General features: G+C 39.8%; 17 protein-coding genes. 8 read left to right on the forward strand and 9 right to left on the reverse strand.

Features of this window, described 5'->3' with window-relative positions; genetic code table 11:
* Window positions 1-101 precede the first annotated feature (101 nt).
* The 4 genes from ispG to ORI98_RS05915 all read right to left on the reverse strand — a co-directional run bounded on the left by ispG (window position 102) and on the right by ORI98_RS05915 (window position 4,294).
* Window positions 102-1,217 carry a flavodoxin-dependent (E)-4-hydroxy-3-methylbut-2-enyl-diphosphate synthase gene (gene ispG / locus ORI98_RS05900; RefSeq protein WP_261299510.1) on the reverse strand — a complete coding sequence of 372 codons (1,116 nt, stop codon included), beginning with the start codon at window positions 1,215-1,217 and terminating at the stop codon, window positions 102-104.
* A 91-nt stretch (window positions 1,218-1,308) separates the two neighbouring features.
* On the reverse strand, window positions 1,309-2,355 hold the full coding sequence (locus tag ORI98_RS05905) for a RodZ domain-containing protein (protein ID WP_306134605.1): 1,047 nt from the start codon (window positions 2,353-2,355) through the stop codon (window positions 1,309-1,311).
* Window positions 2,356-3,141 (reverse strand): type IV pilus biogenesis/stability protein PilW, encoded by a 786-nt coding sequence (pilW, locus tag ORI98_RS05910; protein ID WP_306134606.1) that lies wholly within the window; start codon window positions 3,139-3,141, stop codon window positions 2,356-2,358.
* 31 nt (window positions 3,142-3,172) lie between these two features.
* The gene (locus ORI98_RS05915; protein ID WP_261299507.1) at window positions 3,173-4,294 is read right to left on the reverse strand and encodes a bifunctional tRNA (adenosine(37)-C2)-methyltransferase TrmG/ribosomal RNA large subunit methyltransferase RlmN; all 1,122 of its coding nucleotides are present in this window, start codon (window positions 4,292-4,294) and stop codon (window positions 3,173-3,175) included.
* A 148-nt stretch (window positions 4,295-4,442) separates the two neighbouring features.
* On the opposite strand from ORI98_RS05915, the gene ORI98_RS05920 reads away from it, so the two are divergent.
* The 4 genes from ORI98_RS05920 (at window position 4,443) to ORI98_RS05935 (ending at window position 8,356) form a co-directional block, all read left to right on the forward strand.
* A complete protein-coding gene (locus ORI98_RS05920; RefSeq protein WP_261299506.1) occupies window positions 4,443-5,501 on the forward strand; it encodes a CNNM domain-containing protein in 1,059 nt (352 codons plus the stop codon).
* Between the two features lie 142 nt (window positions 5,502-5,643).
* Window positions 5,644-7,377: a bifunctional UDP-sugar hydrolase/5'-nucleotidase gene (locus ORI98_RS05925; protein ID WP_306134607.1), complete on the forward strand. Its 1,734-nt coding sequence runs from the start codon at window positions 5,644-5,646 to the stop codon at window positions 7,375-7,377.
* Between the two features lie 80 nt (window positions 7,378-7,457).
* Window positions 7,458-7,760, forward strand: coding sequence for an NrfJ (locus tag ORI98_RS05930; RefSeq protein ID WP_261299504.1), 303 nt, complete (start codon window positions 7,458-7,460; stop codon window positions 7,758-7,760).
* A gap of 110 nt (window positions 7,761-7,870) precedes the next feature.
* A complete protein-coding gene (locus ORI98_RS05935; protein WP_306134608.1) occupies window positions 7,871-8,356 on the forward strand; it encodes a GNAT family N-acetyltransferase in 486 nt (161 codons plus the stop codon).
* Here ORI98_RS05935 and ORI98_RS05940 read toward each other — a convergent pair.
* Window positions 8,335-8,568, reverse strand: a complete 234-nt coding sequence (locus tag ORI98_RS05940) for a DUF3820 family protein (RefSeq protein ID WP_306134609.1) — start codon at window positions 8,566-8,568, stop codon at window positions 8,335-8,337. The genes ORI98_RS05935 and ORI98_RS05940 overlap by 22 nt on opposite strands.
* 598 nt (window positions 8,569-9,166) lie before the next feature.
* Here ORI98_RS05940 and ORI98_RS05945 point away from each other — a divergent pair.
* The 4 genes from ORI98_RS05945 (at window position 9,167) to ORI98_RS05960 (ending at window position 12,021) form a co-directional block, all read left to right on the forward strand.
* Complete coding sequence (locus ORI98_RS05945; RefSeq protein WP_306134610.1) at window positions 9,167-9,913, forward strand: AAA family ATPase; 747 nt, start codon at window positions 9,167-9,169, stop codon at window positions 9,911-9,913.
* Window positions 9,873-10,292 (forward strand): CopG family transcriptional regulator, encoded by a 420-nt coding sequence (locus ORI98_RS05950; protein ID WP_306134611.1) that lies wholly within the window; start codon window positions 9,873-9,875, stop codon window positions 10,290-10,292. Before ORI98_RS05945 ends, ORI98_RS05950 begins: the two co-directional genes overlap by 41 nt.
* Window positions 10,293-10,469: 177 nt before the next feature.
* Window positions 10,470-11,294: a zinc-dependent peptidase gene (locus ORI98_RS05955; protein ID WP_306134612.1), complete on the forward strand. Its 825-nt coding sequence runs from the start codon at window positions 10,470-10,472 to the stop codon at window positions 11,292-11,294.
* Window positions 11,295-11,385: 91 nt separating this feature from the next.
* Window positions 11,386-12,021, forward strand: a complete 636-nt coding sequence (locus ORI98_RS05960) for a nuclear transport factor 2 family protein (protein WP_306134613.1) — start codon at window positions 11,386-11,388, stop codon at window positions 12,019-12,021.
* Between the two features lie 75 nt (window positions 12,022-12,096).
* Here the strand turns inward: ORI98_RS05960 and ORI98_RS05965 are convergent, their stop codons facing one another.
* From ORI98_RS05965 to ORI98_RS05980, 4 genes are all read right to left on the reverse strand, one after another.
* Window positions 12,097-13,560 (reverse strand): HDOD domain-containing protein, encoded by a 1,464-nt coding sequence (locus tag ORI98_RS05965; protein WP_306134614.1) that lies wholly within the window; start codon window positions 13,558-13,560, stop codon window positions 12,097-12,099.
* A 310-nt stretch (window positions 13,561-13,870) separates the two neighbouring features.
* Window positions 13,871-15,193, reverse strand: coding sequence for an isocitrate lyase (aceA, locus tag ORI98_RS05970; protein ID WP_306134615.1), 1,323 nt, complete (start codon window positions 15,191-15,193; stop codon window positions 13,871-13,873).
* Between the two features lie 91 nt (window positions 15,194-15,284).
* The gene (gene aceB / locus ORI98_RS05975; protein WP_306134616.1) at window positions 15,285-16,943 is read right to left on the reverse strand and encodes a malate synthase A; all 1,659 of its coding nucleotides are present in this window, start codon (window positions 16,941-16,943) and stop codon (window positions 15,285-15,287) included.
* 1,698 nt (window positions 16,944-18,641) lie between these two features.
* Complete coding sequence (locus ORI98_RS05980; RefSeq protein ID WP_306134617.1) at window positions 18,642-20,243, reverse strand: GGDEF domain-containing protein; 1,602 nt, start codon at window positions 20,241-20,243, stop codon at window positions 18,642-18,644.
* Between the last annotated feature and the right edge of the window lie 69 nt (window positions 20,244-20,312).

The following is a 20,312-nucleotide window of genomic DNA, read 5'->3' on the forward strand; positions in this document are numbered from 1 at the left end:
CCGTAAAATTGCTAGGCTAAACCAATAATCTTGGTTAACCAATAAAAACATCGCCCATGCCTTTTAACCAAAAAGTAGCTGATTAAGGCACAGGCACAAAATTATTCAGTTGTATCGCTGATATCGATGCGGTTTGCCATCATGCTGGCTTTTGCGCGAATTTTCGCTTCCAAAGAATCAACGATATTATCATTGTCAAAACGCTCTTTTTGACGCTCGCCATCATCATAATAACCACTTTTACGATGTCCCCCTGTTAAGCCAATATGTGAAACTAACGCTTCACCAGGACCATTAACAACACAGCCAATAATGGATACATCCATAGCTGTGGTGACATCTTCAAGACGACGTTCTAACTCATTCACCGTGGAAATAACATCAAACTCTTGACGCGAACAAGATGGACAGGCAATAAAGTTAATGCCGCGACTACGAATGCGCAGTGATTTTAAAATATCAAAACCGACTTTGATTTCTTCAACCGGATCTGCTGCCAAAGAAATACGTAACGTATCGCCAATACCTTCAGCCAATAACATCCCTAGCCCCACGGCAGATTTTACTGAACCTGAGCGCATACCACCCGCTTCAGTAATGCCCAAATGCAATGGTTGTTTGATTTGTTTTGCCAGTAAACGATAAGACTCTACAGCTAAGAAAACATCCGATGCTTTCACGCTGACCTTAAATTGGTCAAAATTCAATCTATCTAATATATCGACATGGCGCATTGCGGATTCAAGCAAAGCCTCAGGAGTCGGCTCGCGGTACTTGTCCATTAGATCTTTTTCTAATGAACCACCATTAACCCCAATTCGGATAGGAATATTTCTATCGCGAGCACATTCAACTACACTGCGAATGCGCTCTTCATTACCGATGTTACCAGGGTTGATACGCAAGCAATCAGCGCCGTACTCAGCCACTTTTAATGCAATACGATAATCAAAATGAATATCTGCAACTAAAGGTACATTCACTTGTTGTTTGATTAACTTAAACGCTTCAGCAGAATCCATTGTTGGAACAGATACGCGCACAATATCAGCCCCCACTTTTTCAAGTGCACGAATTTGCGCAACCGTAGCGGCAACATCATCAGTTTTTGTGTTAGTCATTGACTGTACGGCAATGGGCGCCCCATCACCAATCGGAACATTTCCAACATAAATACGTGTGGAAGGTCGGCGGATAATTGGAGATTCGTTATACATGCAATGTTGCTCTACTAAAATTTATTAAATTGGCGATTTGCATCATACCAATGAATTCAATTCAATAATAAACCCTAAGGTCTAAATATTATTAATTAGGTTGAGTTAACGTGATGCGAGCCGCACGGCCATTATCGTATTCAGATAAATCAACCTTGTTGCCATCAAGTGTCAACAACACAGCTTGCGGTGCACCTAAAATTAATTTAAACGGCGCTTTACCTGAAACATTAACTTGATGACCGGCGGTTTTCACACCATCAACTAACACTTTGCCATTAACATCCACCAGATTAATCCAGCAATCAGCCGTTAACGACATCGTCACAACTGACAGTCCATCCGCAACGACATCATTGTTGTTAGCCGCGACTTGGTTTGGTGTCGATATTTGGGGTGTAACGACATCAGCAGAAGCCGCTTCATCTGGCGCGCTTAAATCACTGGCAGCTGAACCGTTAACATTAGAGTTTTCTGTATTTGTAACATTAACCGCTTCAGTAGATACGGAAGCTGGGGGCTGAGCACTTTCAGATTGAGCTGAAACAATCTCTGGATTAGCTTCACTTGAGCCTGCATCAACAGGAGCAACCAAAGAGCTACTCACTCGTTCTGTTGGTTCCAACAAATTAGCATAATCATCACCAGGGGGTGTTGCTTCAGCCTGTAATTCTTCTACAGTTGGCAACGCAAAATTTGATTGGGTAATCAAATCAGACTTTTGCACCCACCATAACACCAACATCGCCAGCAAAATAATCACAATGGCATAAGTCACTAAATTAAGCCTACTGTCTCTAGCTTCGCGCGATGTTTTACGCGAAAAACTTTGCATGGTTGGAGGGACATGTTCAGGGATTTGTTGATTTAGACATGATTTGATTGCATCGATGTCGGCTTCAATAAAACGCGCATAATTTTTGATATAACCTCGAGCATAGGTATTCGAGGCGATATTATCAAAATTGTCCGCTTCAATATCCGTCAAAATCTTAGGACGCAGATGCAGTTGTAATGCAGCAGCTTCAATGGTGATGCCTTTATTTTCACGCGCAGTTTTAAGAATTGCTCCAACGGTAGCAATATCACTTACGGTTTCAACTGCGTCGATAGTTTCGTCTAATTTTTCTATTGTCATTTAATGCAAGTTAGCTCTATATTCTTTTGCTTGAGGAGATGCAGGGAATTTAGCAATTAATGTAATGCCAAATCGCTTCATGGCATCTGAATCGCCAAGCCCTTGCTCTATTTTTATCCCTAACGCTAAACTTTCAGCAGTTTCATTCGCAACCTGGTGATATCGAGCCAAAGTATTGCGAGCACTTGCATAGTCGGATGCTTCCATGTCCAACTCTGTTAATCCAATTAATGTGTTTCCACGGCGCGGATCATATTTTAATGCCATCATAAAATATTCACGCGCTTTTGCTAGCTTACCATCACTTTTACTACATACACCTAAGTTTTCATAGCTAGATGCTGTACGGGTATATTTAGGCGTGTCAATCGCCTCTAAAAACATTGTCTCTGCACGGGCGAATTTCTTCTGCTGACATAGAAACACCCCAAAATTGTTTTTAGCATCCCCAGATGCATCGCTTGCTGCGATAGCATCATTATATGCACTCTCGGTACGCGCTAAGTCACCAACAGTTTGATAGTAATAAGCCATTGCAACGTGCACTTCACTCATTTGTGGTGCAAATTCAACGGCTCTATCTAAATTATATTTTGCTTGTTCACTGTTACCACGGCGTAAATAGGTTAACCCTAATTGCATCCGCTCACGTGCTGCTGCCACTTTATCGATCTGACGTTCAGCAACAGGTATATCTGTTCCACTGTAGGTCCGTTCGGTTACACATCCACCAAGGGATAAACCTAACAAACCTACTAACACTATTTTTTGCATTCTGAGCTTCATTTATAAGCCTATTTATTGTGCAAACAAAGAGTTAATCCATTGTGACTGAAATCTGGTTTTGTTGCATTTGTTTTTTTGCTAAACGTTTGGTGCGGTCACGGATATCACCTGCTAGTTGTCCGCAAGCTGCATCAATATCATCACCACGTGTTTTACGTACTATAACAGTTAATCCGTATTCCATAAGAACTTTAGAGAAACGATCAATTCTTGAATTAGAAGAACGCCCATATGGCGAGCCTGGATAAGGATTAAATGGAATTAAGTTAATCTTACACGGCGTATCTTTCATGACTTTAGCTAACTCATGCGCTTGATCAGTGCTGTCATTAATATGATCCAGCATAACGTACTCAACCGTGACTCGACCACGGTTAGCATTAGATTTAGCTAAATAACGACGAATACCAGCTAAAAATTCTTCTAAAGGATACTTTTTGTTTACCGGCACTAATACATCACGAAGTGCATCATTTGGCGCGTGAATACTAACAGCAAGTGCAACATCGATAGCATCGCCTAATTTATCAAGTGCAGGAACAATACCTGAAGTAGATAAGGTCACACGGCGTTTTGATAAACTAAAACCAAAGTCATCTAACATGATATCCATTGCAGGAATCACGTTCGCTAAATTGAGTAATGGCTCTCCCATTCCCATCATCACGACGTTAGAAATCGGACGATCACCCGTGTCTTTATGAAATCCTAAAAATTGTGATACACGCCAAACCTGACCGACTATTTCTGACACGGTCAAATTACGGTTAAAACCTTGCTGACCGGTTGAACAGAAAGTACATTCAAGGGCACATCCCACTTGAGATGACACACATAAGGTTGCACGGTCTTCCTCTGGAATATATACCGTTTCAACTTCTTGGCCTTGGCCAACGTCGATAGCAAATTTAATAGTGCCATCATTAGACTTTTGATAACTGGCAATTTCAGGTGCAACAATTTCACATTTAGCCGCAAGCTTTGCTCGCAAAACTTTGTTTATATTGTTCATTTCTTCGAAGTCGCTGACACCAAAGTGATAGATCCACTTCATTAATTGATCGGCACGGAACGGTTTTTCACCCATTTCGCTGAACAACGCTCGCAGTCCTTTACGATCAAGATTTAATAAATTGATTTTCTTTTCACTCATCTGCCTAACCTCAAACACCTAAAACCTGTAACAGGGCGGCGAATTATACAGGCCATATCACGTTTTAGCCAGTATATCCGAGTTTGATAATATGATAATATCGTCGCGGGCAATAATGCCTGATACGAGGAAGTTTTTACTTACATATATGTTAACTTTGTTTGTTATTGTGTTTGTTGCTATTGCCGTTTCTTTTTTATGTAGTGTTTTTGAAGCGGTGCTTTTATCAGTCACGCCAAGTTATATTGCCAACTTAAGAGAATCTAATCCGAAAATTGCTGACTTATTACATAAGCAAAAGCAAAATGTCGAATCGCCTTTAGTATCTATTCTAACGTTAAATACTATTTCCCATACTGTAGGTGCAGCAGTTGCTGGTGCACAAGCTGCTGTGGTTTTTGGCAGTGAAATGTTAGGTGTTTTCTCTGCGGTACTGACGTTCTTAATTTTATTCCTCTCAGAAATTATCCCTAAAACATTAGGTGCTAATCATTGGCGAAAACTCGCGCCTACGGTTTCCGTCTGCTTGTACTGGATGGAAAGGTTAACCGCACCACTCATCTGGATGTCGCAAAAGGTCACTAATTTATTAGGCAAAGGCGAAGAAGGTCAATATATTCGCCAGGAATTAAGTGCCATGACCAAAATGGGTAAAGACAGTGGCGAATTAGGTGAACAAGAATCACAAATTTTGACGCAAATTTTATCGGTAAAAGACATGGTGGTTACTGACATCATGACGCCTCGAACCGTGATATTTAAATTGCCTACCCACATTAGTCATAATGATTTTATCGACAAGCATTTATCAAGCCCGTTTACCCGAGTGCCGGTATATGAAGGTGAACGAGACAATGTGATTGGTTATGTCAATCGTAATGACATCCTCTTAAATGTTCGCCAAACACCAGATGCAGAAATCAGTGAGCATTTAAAAAGTTTATTTGTTATTCCGTCATCGGTAAAAGTGTTGCCGCTTTTTCAAATGATGATTAAACGTAATGCAAAAATGGCATTAGTGGTTGACGAATACGGTTCAAGCGAAGGCATCGTCACCATCGAAGATATTATTGAGACATTAATTGGCTTAGAAATTGTTGACTCAAAAGACCTCGCGCCTGACATGCAAGCGCTTGCCCGAAAATTGTGGCAACGCCGTGTAAAAAACAAAGGCCTGGTATTATCTGATGATGGTGAAACCCATTAATCTGTTTACTCGTCACACTCGCTTTAGTTTCTAATGCGACCAAGCTCAACTTGTATTGAACTTTGATTCAAGTTGAGCCGTATAAATTAGTATATGCTTATTTTAAAATGCTAAGATAAATGGCATTCAGTTGAGGGAAAACATGCCTAATATTTATCGCCTATCTATTGCTCACATAAATGACACCCACTCCAACTTTGAACCAAGTCTGGTTAAATTTACCTTACAGCACCAGCAACAAAGCTATAATTTAGCGGTCAACACTGGTGGCTATGCTCGCTTGGGATATCACATTCAACAAGCCCGTCAACAAGCTGAAGCCAAACAACAGCCATTTTTGTTTCTGCATGGTGGAGATAGCTTTCAGGGAACATTGTATTTTCGTGAGTTTCAAGGTGCTGCAAATGCACATCTTTTAAATTTGCTAAAACCCGATGCGATGGTGCTAGGAAATCATGAAATTGACGCAGGTAATAGTCCCGTTCAAGCGTTTTTAAATCGAATTGAATTTCCGTTAATGGCCGGCAATATGGATCTGAGCCAAGAAGATATTCATAAAGCAGGTAAGCTACGTGATCACCCACAATTATTAGATTATGACGTTAGCCAAGGTATCGCCAAGGTTTTACTTAAGCCTTTTTATGATACCCAAATTGCCATAGTGGGCATTACATTAGATCAAATGCCGCTAATAGCTAGGCCGGATCCAGACACCTTATTTGTTAACGCCATAGACACAACAAGACGCACAATACAGGCTCTGCACCAGCAAAATATTCAGCATATCGTCATATTAAGTCATCTTGGCATAGATCAAGATCGCGAGCTGGCAAAACAAGTTAACGGTATCAGCTTAATCATTGGCGGACATTCTCATACACTTCAGGGCGATTTCGGCTGCGTTGGCATGTCGAACATGCCCTATGGTGAAACCGTTAATCAAACCCCCATTTTCCATGCTGGAAAATATGCCGAAACCTTAGGCTTAGTGGATCTTTGTTTTGATGCCAATGGTAATGTTTGCCAGTTTGAGGGCGATAACTTCTTTATGCTCGGTGATGATATCAACATTAGCCAAAGCTCAGATAACCCCATCTCTGAAGATATTCAACACGTATTAATTGAGCAGTTACGGCAACACCCTAATATGCTAAATGGTGCTCAAGATGACCAAATAGATAATGTCATTCAATCGCAATATCGCCCTGCGCTTGCTGCGCTAGAGCAACAAATTTTAGCCCATATTCCGAAAGATTTTGTTCATACACGTTTGCCTAGCAAGCACTTTCCCCATGGCAGTGAAATAGCCCCCTGGGTAAGCCGTAGTATGTTTAAAGCGACCCAATTAGTTGAGCCGAAGTTAGATTTTGCATTACACAATGCTGGCGGAGTGAGGCAATCTCTCAATAAAGGACAACTTTCAGTTGCCGATGTATTCGGTCGTATCCTGCCCTTTGAGTTGCCTTTAGTGACTTATCAAATTAAAGGGCAATACATTATTGAGGTATTAGAGTCGACCATCAATGCTGCTACGAATAACGGCATAATCGGCACGGGTGCAGGTAGCTTTCCATACCCCTACGGCATTCGTTACAGCTATGATGGTAAAAAAACCTTGGGCGAACGTATAACATCCGTTGAAGTGTACCGTGATGAATTATGGCAACCTTTACTTAACGATGCTTTGTATATTGGCGTATCAAGCTCATATACCGCATCAGGGCGAGAAGGTTACGGGGCTCTCCTTAAAGCGCTATGGCAACAACCCGTAGACAACAAAACGCTTCCTGAGGCATTTATTGACTTCGTTTGCCAATATGGATACAAAATAGGCCAACAACACATTGTAAATATAAATTACATTAGCCATCGATGATTTTAGGCTTTGATCACAGACGGCAACAGACTTGCGTGTTTTAATGACGCCATTACCGAGTAAAAATCAAGGAAACATTAATGAAAACAAAACTGATCAAAATTTTCGCCGCGGCAACGCTTGCTTTAGGTGTTTCTTCAGCTTGGGCTCAAGGTGTTATCCATCAAGGTGAAGTTATCGACACCATGAATGGTGGTGGTTACACATATGTACAAGTTAAAGAAGCAGACAAAACCTACTGGGCAGCGGGTCCTCAAGTTGAAGTCGTTAAAGGCGATAATGTTGAAATGTCTGAACAAATGTGGATGACTGACTTTAAAAGCTCTAGCTTAGATCGCACATTTGATGAAATTATGTTTGTTGGCCATATCATCAAAAAATAATCGTTTACACGTTGTTCTGCTCCATATCGGTTAATCTCAACAGGTTTTTAATGTCCTGAAAGAGTTAGCCGATTTTTTTATACCTTACACATCCCAAATAGATAAAACCTATGACCGCTTTTACTATTGTTGATTTTCATCCTTGCCATGCCCCAGCAATTAGCCTGTTGTATCATCAAGCAATACAAGCTATTCAGCACCCAAGATACAACTCAGCCAAAAAGCTCGCATGGTCTAGTGCACCACGTTCAACAAAGCACTGGCAGCTTAGGTATAAACTCAACAAGGCTTGGCTGGTACAAAATGCCCAGCAACAAATTGTCGGCTTTATTGGTATAGAAACCCAGTTCCACCAACGTGGCTACATTGATTGCCTGTATGTCGATCCACATTTTCAACACCAAGGCATTGCCAGCCTGTTGATTGAACATCTGCAATGCTGGGCTAAATCGCAACATTATCAACGGTTATCGGTTGATGCGTCCTACCTTTCTAAACCGCTGTTTGAAAGACACAACTTTAGACTCATCAAATCAAATTTAAGAGTCAAAAACAACCAAACATTGGCCGCCTTTTATTTAGAAAAAGTATTATGATTTGGTTTCACTAACGGTTGAAGCATCTCTTCTAAACCGTTCAACTTCACTTCATACATCAGCGCCAGTTGCTGACCTAATTTCCCTTCAGGGAATCCTTTAGCGTGAAACCAAACTAAATAGGGTTCAGGCAAGTGTATCAACTTGCGCCCTGCATATTTACCAAAAGGCATGGTTTGGTTAACCGCCTCTAATAAAGCTTGTTCATTCATTTAGGTTGTACTCATTTTTATTTAACAGAACCACTACAAACCTCTCACGGCATCGAATGTATCCACTAAAACCGAAATTTATCTTGTTCTGAGTTATCTAGGCCTTAAAGCTACTTTGCCACAGGATGTTGACCATAACTTAATGATGACAACAAGTTCGATAGTTGATGATGGAGTGATTCTATATAAAAAATCGATAGTAGAGTAAAAATAGATACCAATAAAAAAATGGCGTAATGTTAGAAACGCCCCCTCCAGCCTCAGAGCTGCAATAACAGACCAAAACATTTATACCATTTTGAAATACAAAAGTAGAAATATCACGATAATGGTTATATAAAGCAAAATATTGATCGATGTAATTAGCTTAACAACAACTATAAGCGTCTCATAATGCTGCCAAGTGATTCATTAAATTAACATTTTATCAACACCTGCTTATTAGTGAATAAACGTCAATTATTTGCCAAATCTCAAAATAGCGTCAACAAAAAAGCAGTGTGACAATATATAAAAAACGTCAAAAATCAGCTAATTGACTAAGTATTAACATCCAGACTACATTACAGCTATATCACTCAATAATGAGGTGTAGATAATGATTATTTTAGTTGGTGGCGAAAAAGGCGGCAGTGGCAAAAGCTGTCTAGCACAAAATATTGCAGTGTTTCTCACAAAAGAAACCAAAGCCAGTGTAATAATGGTGGATTGCGACCCCCAAAGAACCACATCAGATTGGATCCAGGCTCGAAACAATAACCCTGACTTACCGGCAATCAATTGTGTGCAGCTTTATGGCAAAATTCGTAACGACTTACTCAGTTTAGAGCAACACTATGACTATGTTATCGTCGATTGTGGAGGACAAGACAACCTTGCACTGCGTGCAACCATGTCGGTAGCATCACATGTATTGATGCCATTAAGACCTAAACGTCGCGATCTTAAAACGGTTAGTCACATGGATGATATCGTTGCCACTTGTATGATGATTAACCCCAAAATGCGCGCCTCATTTGTGATCACTCAATGCCCCAACTTACCTAATCAGGTTGGCAGAATATTAGAAGCAAAAGATGTTTGCCGCACCTATGATATTAATGTGTTAGATGCGGTAAATTACAGTCGTAATATTTACGATGACAGTGAAGAGTCAGGCTTGTCGGTGATTGAAATCGAACCAAATGGTAAAGCGGCTGACGAAATGCGTGCTATTGCGTGTGAATTACTGCAAGCAGAAAATGCCAAACAAATCATGGAGCAGCGTTTATCGCCGCGGAATGTCACCACACTAAGGGGAAATTATGGGACTGGCCGATCTCAAGAAAAACGCCTCGTCATGTAAAGCTGCGTTTTCCAAGCAAATGTCTATTGAAGAGTTTATCGATAACGCAAGTCTTTATGCGTTAGGTCAAACTCATGAATTTACTCAACATACTAATGTGGTTGACTTTTTACAGCGCCGAGACAATAAGCAAGCAACTCAATCACAACAGCTAGTTAATCAAACGGAACAGGTAAAAAAACCGTTTCGACGTGCCACATTTACATTAAGTGAACAAGCAATTAGCGATTTAACTGCGTTAAGCCAGGCAAGTAAAATGGCTAAATCAAAATTAATTCGTCACTTAATTGCTGAACACAACTTGTTATCAGACAAAGATAAACAAGCTCTTTATCAGCAATTTGAACATGATACGCAGCTCAAATCGTTATCAAAATAACAATAATAAGCCAAGAATGTAATGTGTTAATCGCTCTCTAACACTCAGGTTTATTGGTTTAGTTTTTCTCCCCGCACTCTTTATCTGGCATCATTTATTGTTGCCAGTTTTTTTCTGCTTGAAAAGCAACCATTCTTGCCCCATCTCTTTAAGACCTCCTTTAATTAGAGCCTGTTTATGATAGCGATTGTAATTGTTTGCATTATTGCCACATCGGCCATCTGTTGGATTGCTAGCGCGCGATTAAGACGTGAACGTCACCGCCATCAAGTGTGCTTGCAGGCGTTCCCAAAAACATGGCGTAGCATATTGCGTAAACGCTTTCCATATTATCAAAGCATGCCTACCGACCTACAATTACAATTAAAAAAGCACATTCAAATATTCATTGATGAAAAGCAATTTGTTGGCTGTGATGGACTGACTATCACAGATGAAATTAAAGTCACTGTAGCAGCACAAGCCTGTTTACTGTTGTTAAATCGTAAAATAGACTATTTCCCTAATTTAAAACAGATCCTTATTTATCCGCATGCATTTATCGTAGAGCAACAAAAAATAGATTTCGCAGGGGTGGCATCGCATCACAGAAGTGTTTTGCTTGGAGAATCATGGGGAAATGGCAAGGTCATATTATCTTGGCAAAATACCCTCCATGGTGCAGCAGAGCCCTTTGATGGCCAAAATGTGGTCATCCATGAGTTTGCGCATCAGTTAGATCAGGAAAATGGCCCTGCAAATGGTGCTCCAACGTTAAGACAAATTAAAGATTATGCCGATTGGTCATCAACCTTAGGTAAAGAATTTAAACAGTTACAGTATTGCGCATCTCAACAAATACCGTCATTATTCAACTATTACGGTGCCACTAATCCTGCTGAATTTTTTGCCGTAATAAGTGAAACCTTTTTTGAAAAACCTAACGCTTTTTCTCAACAGCATCCAGAATTATATGGTGAGTTAAGCCAGTTTTATCAATTGAACCCAATACATTGGCATTAATATTAAAATTGCAAAGAGATATCATCTTCATTGCCAGTGTATTTCTCAACAAATACTTGTCTTATTAAGTGCTACCTAGCAAGGAAAAATTATGCAATCCATTATTCATCGATTAGGATTTATCGCAGTATTAATCACTACGGTAACAGCCTTTGACATCAATGCTAATCCATTACAGCATTTTGATAATGAAACCGCAGCGGCAGAACAAGCTGAAAATACCACCAAGGAAGCCTCAGTTCAGCAAGTGATTAGCAGTCAGCAAAGTAGTGCAGAATCTGAAGCCGTGATCACGAATATTAATCAAGCAGATCACACCATAGACAGCCAAGGATTAACTGAAGAAGATAGCCATCAAGTCAATGGATTATTGAACCAGCTACATGAAAGTGCAATATCGGCAGACTGGGAAACGTATTTTAATTTATATCACCCAGATGCGATTTTTATTGGCACCGATGCTACCGAACGCTGGAACATGGTGCAGTTTAGAGCCTATGCGACACCGACTAAAGGCTGGCGCTATGATCTGCAAGCACGTCATTTACTTCAAATAGGCGACATCATCGTATTTGATGAGCAATTATTCAGTCCAGCCTATGGCATAAGCCGTGGAACAGGGGCATTAATTCAAACAGAACAGGGTTGGAAAATTGCACAATATCATCTAAGCTTCCCTATTCCGAATGATAAAGCTAAGCGTATTACCAGCTTGATAATGCAATAAAACTTTGGTTCGCAAGTAAATCAAAACGCCCTTACTACTCAACATATTAAGGGCGTTTTGCTATTCAATTAACGGCTAAGTCATTGACACACTAAAACAAATGTTTGCAAGCTGTGAAAAATGCGTAAAAGCATCAAAGTCAACTTGTTCAAACTTTCTGAAGGATGCATGTCTATCAGCATAGAACACCCCTAACACCTTGGTATTCACCATTAACGGCGCAATTAAAAAGCCTTCTCGAGATAAATGCTCTACTGCATTGCTGGCAGTTAATTTAGACGATTCCGATGTTGGTGTTTGATGCACCCATTGAGGTTTTTTCTGCTCAATACATTGTGCAAAAATGGATTGGTGATCGGTAAGTTCAATAACAAAAGTAGTTTTCATGGTTTCAGCGTCATCACCCATAACGACTCTAGGCTGGAGCATTTTTCGATTTGGTGTTAACAATAACACACCACATCGGTCAACACCCACGCCGCTGAAAACCCCTTCCAAAGCCGTTTGCATTACTTGATTAAAATCAGTCTTATTAATCGCAAAACCCGTGAGCTCACGTAGCTTATTTAGCTGCACAGTTAAATTCGCTTCACGTAACATGGCTTCTGGTTGTGGTGCATCTAATTTTTCAAATACTTTTTCAGTATTAGGAATATAATCCACTAAAGCCTTAGCGCCATAATCAATAGCTAACTTATGTGTCACTTGATTACAACGAATTAAACGCTGATTGAACTCTTCAACCTTAATATCAAGCATATCGGCAGCTTGTTGCAGGCGCTTTTGAAAACCTTGTGGGTCCAGGTCTGGTTGGGCGATAGATTCTGCCAATTTATCGGCTAAAAAAATACAACGTATTTCTGGCATGCGCTCGTCTGGGTTATTCAGCGCTTTAAGTAAGGTGTCACCCAAGCCCCAACTTCTGGCTATGCCTTGCGTTAACTGGTTAAACGAAGTGCCAAGCTCAGAACGGATCAGGTTTAATTGTTCGACGCTGTTTTCAGTATTGAGTAACTTAGCATCTAAAGCATCGGCTAAATCCCCGCCCATGCTCCAAAAGGCACTTTCACCGATGCGATATAGTAATGTCGCAATAAAAACCTCCTCTCGTAGGCTTTCATCACGCTCATTCAACATCATCCGCGCAATCATAGCGGCGTGAAATGATTGTCCCATAAGCTTTAATAGACGCTGAAAGACATTGTCAGATAGATTATGATTTTCAAGTAAACTGGATAATAAGCGCGCAGTAAGACAAATATTTCTAATTGTATCAAAACCAAGCACCACGGCGGCTCGGCTCACGGTAGAAACTTGATTAATCCCTTTATTATAAGTAGCACTGTTTGCTACCCGTAAAATACGCGAGGTTAATGCATTGTCATGCATCACACTGCGACCGAGTAACGATAAAGAGGAGACGTCATCCTTGGCAAGCTTCTCTAAATCTCTAACTGTTGAACATAGGGCTGGCATTTCTTGTTCACTAATGCGTTTAGTCCAGTATTCAACTCCTTTATGAGATGGATTAGCTGTCATAATTGTTCTTTTTATTAAATTAATTTTGAATATTTACTAACAAGTATACCCAAGATGGCTAGTTCAGCGAGACATTATTACTAAATGAAGGAGGACAAAATAAAAAAATCGGCCCATTAAGGGCCGTAACACAAGCGAGTTGGTTAAAAACTTACGGGTAGGAAGTAAATCCAACAATAAGGAACAACATCAAAGCTTGTCGGCTTTTGATCCATCAAATTGGATAAAAGTCCCGTGCGGCCTGTAGGAGAACCGCACGGGGTTACAACAGTCGCAAAGCGACTAAACTGTAAAACGGTATATCTAAATCTTAAAACTGCTCTTCTTCAGTCGAACCTGTTAACGCTGTAACTGAAGACTTACCACCTTGAATACAGGTCGTCACTTGGTCAAAGTAACCTGTACCCACTTCTTGCTGGTGAGATACGAACGTATAACCTTTCTCTGCTGCAGCAAATTCAACGTCTTGAACTTTTTCAACATAGTGCTTCATACCTTCACCACGTGCATAGTCATAAGCTAAATCAAACATGTTGTACCACATGTTATGAATGCCCGCTAAAGTGATGAATTGGTACTTGTAACCCATGTTTGAAAGCTCTTGTTGGAACTTAGCAATCGTTGCATCGTCCAAGTTTTTCTTCCAGTTGAATGAAGGTGAACAGTTATAGGCAAGCAACTGATCTGGGTATTGAGCATGAATCGCATCAGCAAACTTCTTAGCTTCTTCTAAACAAGGTTTAGCCGTTTCACACCAGATTAAATCAGCATAAGGTGCATAAGCTAAGCCACGAGAAATTGCTTGGTCAAGACCCGCTTTAACACGGTAGAAACCTTCGCTAGTACGCTCACCAGTAACAAAGTCACGGTCGTAAGCATCACAATCTGATGTCATTAAATCAGCCGCGTTAGCATCTGTACGTGCAATAACCAGGGTTTCAACACCGCTTACGTCTGCCGCTAAACGTGCTGCAACAAGTTTTTGAACTGCTTCTTGAGTTGGAACAAGCACTTTGCCGCCCATGTGACCACATTTTTTAACTGAGGCTAATTGGTCTTCAAAGTGAACACCTGCTGCACCAGCATCAATCATTGACTTCATTAATTCAAATGCGTTTAGCACACCACCAAAACCCGCTTCAGCATCAGCAACAATTGGTAAATAGTAGTCAGTGTAATTTTTGTCACCTGGATTAACTTCTTTGCTCCACTGAATTTGATCAGCACGGCGGAAAGAGTTGTTAATACGGCTAACAACCGCTGGTACAGAGTTAGCTGGATAGAGTGATTGATCTGGATACATAGTGCCAGCTAAGTTAGCATCTGCAGCCACCTGCCAACCTGAAAGATAAATAGCTTCAATACCCGCTTTAGCTTGTTGAACCGCTTGACCGCCTGTTAATGCACCCAGTGAGTTAACATAGCCTTTTTTAGCGCCGCCATTAACAAGGTCCCATAACTTTGCGGCACCTAATTTAGCAATAGTATTTTCAGGAACTATTGAACCACGTAAGGCGACCACTTCTTCTGCAGTAAATGGACGCTTAACCCCTTTCCAACGTGGATTTTCAGCCCAATCTTTTTTGATTGCATCGATTTGTTGTTGACGAGTTAGTTGTGTTGCCTTAGTCATAATGTGACTCCTTCCTGTTTGACTGCTAGTCAGTTAACACGGCTGCACAATACAGCACGTGAGATTCTTATAATGAATAAAATTGGTTTTACTATTTAGCGGTTAAAAGCTCGTATCCAGGTAGTGTTAAAAAGTCTACCAATTCATCTGAGGTGGTAATTTGTTCAAGTAACTCAGCCGCTTTAGCAAACTGACCTGACTCGTAACGTGCATCACCCAACTCTTGCTGCACATTAATTAACTCTTCTGCCAGCATGCTTCTGAATAAATCTTTCGTCACTAATTTGTCATTAGATAAGGTTTTACCGTGTTGGATCCATTGCCATATTGAAGTGCGCGATATTTCAGCTGTTGCCGCATCTTCCATTAGGCCGTAAATCGGTACACAACCGTTGCCCTGGATCCAAGCTTCAATGTATTGAACCGCAATGCGAATGTTCAAACGCATACCCGATTCAGTTCGCTCACCCTCACATGGCATTAGCAGTTCTGATGCTAAAATGGGCGCATCAACATCGCGAGTAATATGCAATTGATTGGTTCTATCACCGCCAATATAGTCGTTGAAGATACTCATGGCTGTATCCGCTAATCCTGGATGCGCAACCCAAGTGCCATCGTGACCATTTCGCGCTTCTAATTCTTTATCACCGCGAACTTTTGTTAACACTTGCAAGTTGGTAGCTTCATCTTTAGCCGGAATAAATGCCGCCATTCCCCCCATAGCTAGTGCACCACGCTTGTGACAGGTTTTAATTAATAAACGTGAATAAGCACTTAAAAACTTGGTGTCCATTGTGACTGCTTGGCGATCCGGTAATACTCTATCGGCATAGCGTTTAAGCGTTTTGATATAACTAAAAATGTAATCCCAACGTCCGCAATTCAGCGCCACAATATTTGACCGTAGCTCATATAAGATTTCGTCCATTTCAAATACGGCAGGTAATGTCTCAATTAAACAAGTACATTTAATCGTGCCAGGCTTTAAGCAAAAACGCTCTTCAACAAACGCGAAAACCTTTGCCCACCATCGCGCTTCAATATGACTTTCAAGTTTTGGGATATAAAAATATGGTCCTGAATTTTTAGCTAATAACTGGTGGTAGTTATGGTAAAAATACAGTGCAAAATCCATCAAACCACCAGGGATCGCCAGGCCTTTGTATTCAACGTGCTTTTCTTTTAAGTGCAAACCACGAACGCGAGCAATTAACACTGCTGGATCGGGATTCAACTTGTACTGTTTGCCTGTTTCTGGTGCGGTGAACTCAATATCACCACGAACCGCATCACGTAAGTTGATTTGACCTTCAACCACTTTTTGCCAGCTTGGGGCAAGTGAGTCTTCAAAATCAGCCATAAACACTTTAACGTTGGCATTTAACGCGTTAATGATCATCTTGCGATCTACTGGACCAGTAATTTCAACACGACGGTCAGTTAAATCTTGTGGTATACCACGGATAGACCAATCACCATCACGAATCGCACGGGTTTCAGGTAAAAAGTCTGGTAATTCGCCACCATCAATACGTGCTTGTTTTTGTTTACGTTTTTCAAGTAACTGTGGTACTTCTGCGGCAAAACGGCTACATAAGCTGTCAAGTAATGCTATCGCGCCAGAATTAAACACTTCTTCTTGTCCGGCTATCGTAGGACCAACAATGACTAAATCTGAAGTGCTTACAGAATTTGACTGTTCAGATGTTGTCTTACTGTACTGTGCTACTAATTGCTCTGCCGTCATAACCTGACTCCCTTGGTGCGACCATCATTCACATTGTTTGTTGAACATATTCACTAGTGAGTGTTTAAAAACGAAAGTTAAGCATTACAGATAGACGGTTCAGAATATTTAACGTTGCTTGCTTAACACACTGCAAATGAATCCGAGCAATCTATCTAACCACTTCTACTTAACTCTCACACTCAATCAAACTATCAAATGTTCGTTTCGCATTAAAAACTACGCAAAAACAGTTGTATTTGCAACAGTTCAAACCTTACCAATCTTGTCAAAAAACACCAAAAAAACACCTTTTAAAATGGTATTACCAATACAAAAAACACCATTTAACTGCCTGATTAAAATCAAATTAGCAAAATTACACCTTGTAAAGTTAACACTGTAAAATTAAAAGGTCTTACCTTATTACCAACAAAAAACAACGAAAACAAAATACGTAATATTATTACCAGCTGTAATATATTTATTACACAACTTTAGTCGAGTTTGATATGTAGAATAAATTAAACCTGTTTTGAGCTCACCTTGAGGTAATGAGTTATTTTCCATAAAATACATAGGCTTAACATTTTTAAAACAAAAATAATTTTCAAACGGTCGTTTGAAACTTACGTTTACGTAAAGGTAATTGTTTGCATGGGTGATTTGAGGTATTTTCAGATGCGCGTTATCAGATCATCAATCTATTCACGAGTGGTATTAATGAAAAAAAAATTAATTTATTTGCATTTTTAATGATTTATTTACACTTGAACGGTAAAAAAAGGCTTAAATAGTCATTTATGGCGAGTTGAGGCTGTTTTTAACTATTTAAAATCAGGCTAAGCAGCGACGTGTTGTCTTCTTATTTCCTCAAAAAGCTAAGCAATATTTATCAAACAGTTCAAGAAAGCGGTTTGCCAAGATTAAACACTCAAAGCAGGGAGATGAGTAATGGATGCTCCCACGCCCTTGCTCGAGATAGTCAATGTGATTCAAAGCACCATAGCTACGTTAAATATATTCAACTCGAACACAACACAGCTTGAATAGGCTAATGATTGATATGTGAATTCGTCTTGTTATCCGAACAAAACTCAAGTTTGACGATGAAGAATTGAATGTGAACAGCTTCATACTGGCTTATTTATAGACTAGGCCAACTTGAGGTTACCTCGAAAATGAAGTGGTCACTTTAGAATTAGGATTTGATATGAAAAAGAAATATCCTCTGGAGGGTGTAACAGCTGCCTCCTCCCCCCCCTTTGCAAAGTTATCAGTGCTATGTCTAACACGAGAAAAGTTGCAATTACTTTGATATTGACGGGCATCTACTTGGTGTTTAAATGGTGCCTGTCAGTTTAAATTGAAGCTAGTACTAGTAAACTCATCTTATTTTCAATATCGACGCAAAGTTGATGTTTGATGTTTGATTTTTGATTTTTGATTTTTGATTTTTGATTTTTGATTTTTGATTTTTGATTTTTGATTTTTGATTTTGGGCATCTGAATATTCACTATTACAACATTATTTGTTTATCTCTGAACTTGATTTGAGGTTAACTTAGCTTGAGATAAACAAATAAAGGAGGAAAGTAAAAGATCGGGAAGTGACAGCCCATCACATTAACCATAGTGGCAGCGTTAAATCTCAACTATTGGAATGAAGTTATACAAAGTAGTAAAGAAGATGTTAAGCACTTAAAAAACCAAAATAGCTTATGCAAAGCTAGGCTGATAGATGAGGACTTTATTTCGACCTTGACGTTTACACTCATATAACGCGATATCTGCGCGATTCAAAAATGGATCAAGGCTTAAATCACCGTCATCAAGTGAGCTAATACCAATACTGATACTAATTGAAAAATTATGCCCAGAATACTTGGTATTAATACTTTCAACTTCAGAACGAATAATTTCTGCTAATTGCAATGCCGCTTGCGGATCGGTATTGGGTAAGTACAACACAAACTCTTCGCCCCCCATTCGGCAAAATATATCCGTTGGTCGAATGATATCTTGAATGACATGGGTAACTTTTTTAAGGGTCCAATCCCCTGTTGCATGGCCAAAACGATCATTGATTGATTTAAACAAATCTAAATCTAAAATCATCACTGAAAAATGACTATGATTAGCCAGCACTTGTACCAGCTCATCTTCAGCTAAATCTTGTCCTGTTTGGCGGTTATAAATCCCCGTTAGCCCATCTCGCTGGGCTTGACGCCTAAATTGATTGCGCTGCAGCCAAGCGGTTAATAGTAATAACACTAATCCGATACACACCCCAAAAAGCAATGTAGAAAACATCATCGATGAACTTTTTTCTTTCAACATCAGATCTTTTTGTTGCATCATTAACATGCGCTCTTGCTGCAGACTTTTATTTTCTCTATTGGTCTCGGCATTATTAAAACGCGCCATCTGATAAGCGTTTTGTTTATTCGTTTTATCTTCTAAATATTGTAAATCTAAAGTATGCGCAATAAGTTGATATTGGTATGCCTTTGCGTAATCGCCGTCTTTACTTGCCAACATGGCTAACACCTCGTTAGCTTGCTTCTTTGCATGTTGGTTAACTTTATCATCATTAAGCTTACTCAGTTCATCTGCGTATTGTGCTGCTCTTTCGTATTCCTTTTGATAGAAATAAATTTTACTTAAATAGGCTTTAACATCATTAATTTCAAGTTGAAAACGAAACTCCTGATAACCTGTTAATGCAGTTTCAAACATGGTTCTGGCAAGTACTAATTGGCCTAGTTCAAAGTAACTCTGTGCTTGCCCTTTAATGGACATATTAGCAATTAATGGTTGTTCATTAGTGGCACAATAGATTTGTGAGTCTTTGAATAACTCGTTGGCCTGCGAATATTGCGTCAGTTTCAAAGTGGCGACGGCTAAATATAATTTCGCGTAACATTCATGTTTAGTGTCTTTACCTTGATTGATATTAAGCACAAGATTAGCCGTGTCTCGCATTTCATCGTACGCATTTAAATCTAAGAAGATATTTAACAAACGCACATACGAAGCCACTTTTAAACGGTTATCCTGATAACTTTCAATTCTTGATAAGTTCATCTCCAACATAGAAAAAGCGGCTTCATAGTTTCGCTGCAATAAATATATGGTGACTTTGTAAAGGTATATTCGAGTCAATAGTTCTTCTGAAGGCTCAAAAGATAACGCCATGTCAAGTGATTGATTAGCCTGTTCTAATTCGGACAAATACAACTGCTTGATGCTCGACAACGTATGGTAGGTGGCTAACTGAGAAGGAGTGAATTGAGAAACAGAGGGTGCTAATTCAGCCAATATGATTTCTGCTTGAGGTAAGTCTGTTTGTAATAACTTATCTAGTGTAGTCAGACGCTCATCAAAATT

Source organism: Shewanella sp. ULN5, assembly GCF_030731885.1.
Taxonomy (GTDB): domain Bacteria; phylum Pseudomonadota; class Gammaproteobacteria; order Enterobacterales; family Shewanellaceae; genus Shewanella; species Shewanella holmiensis.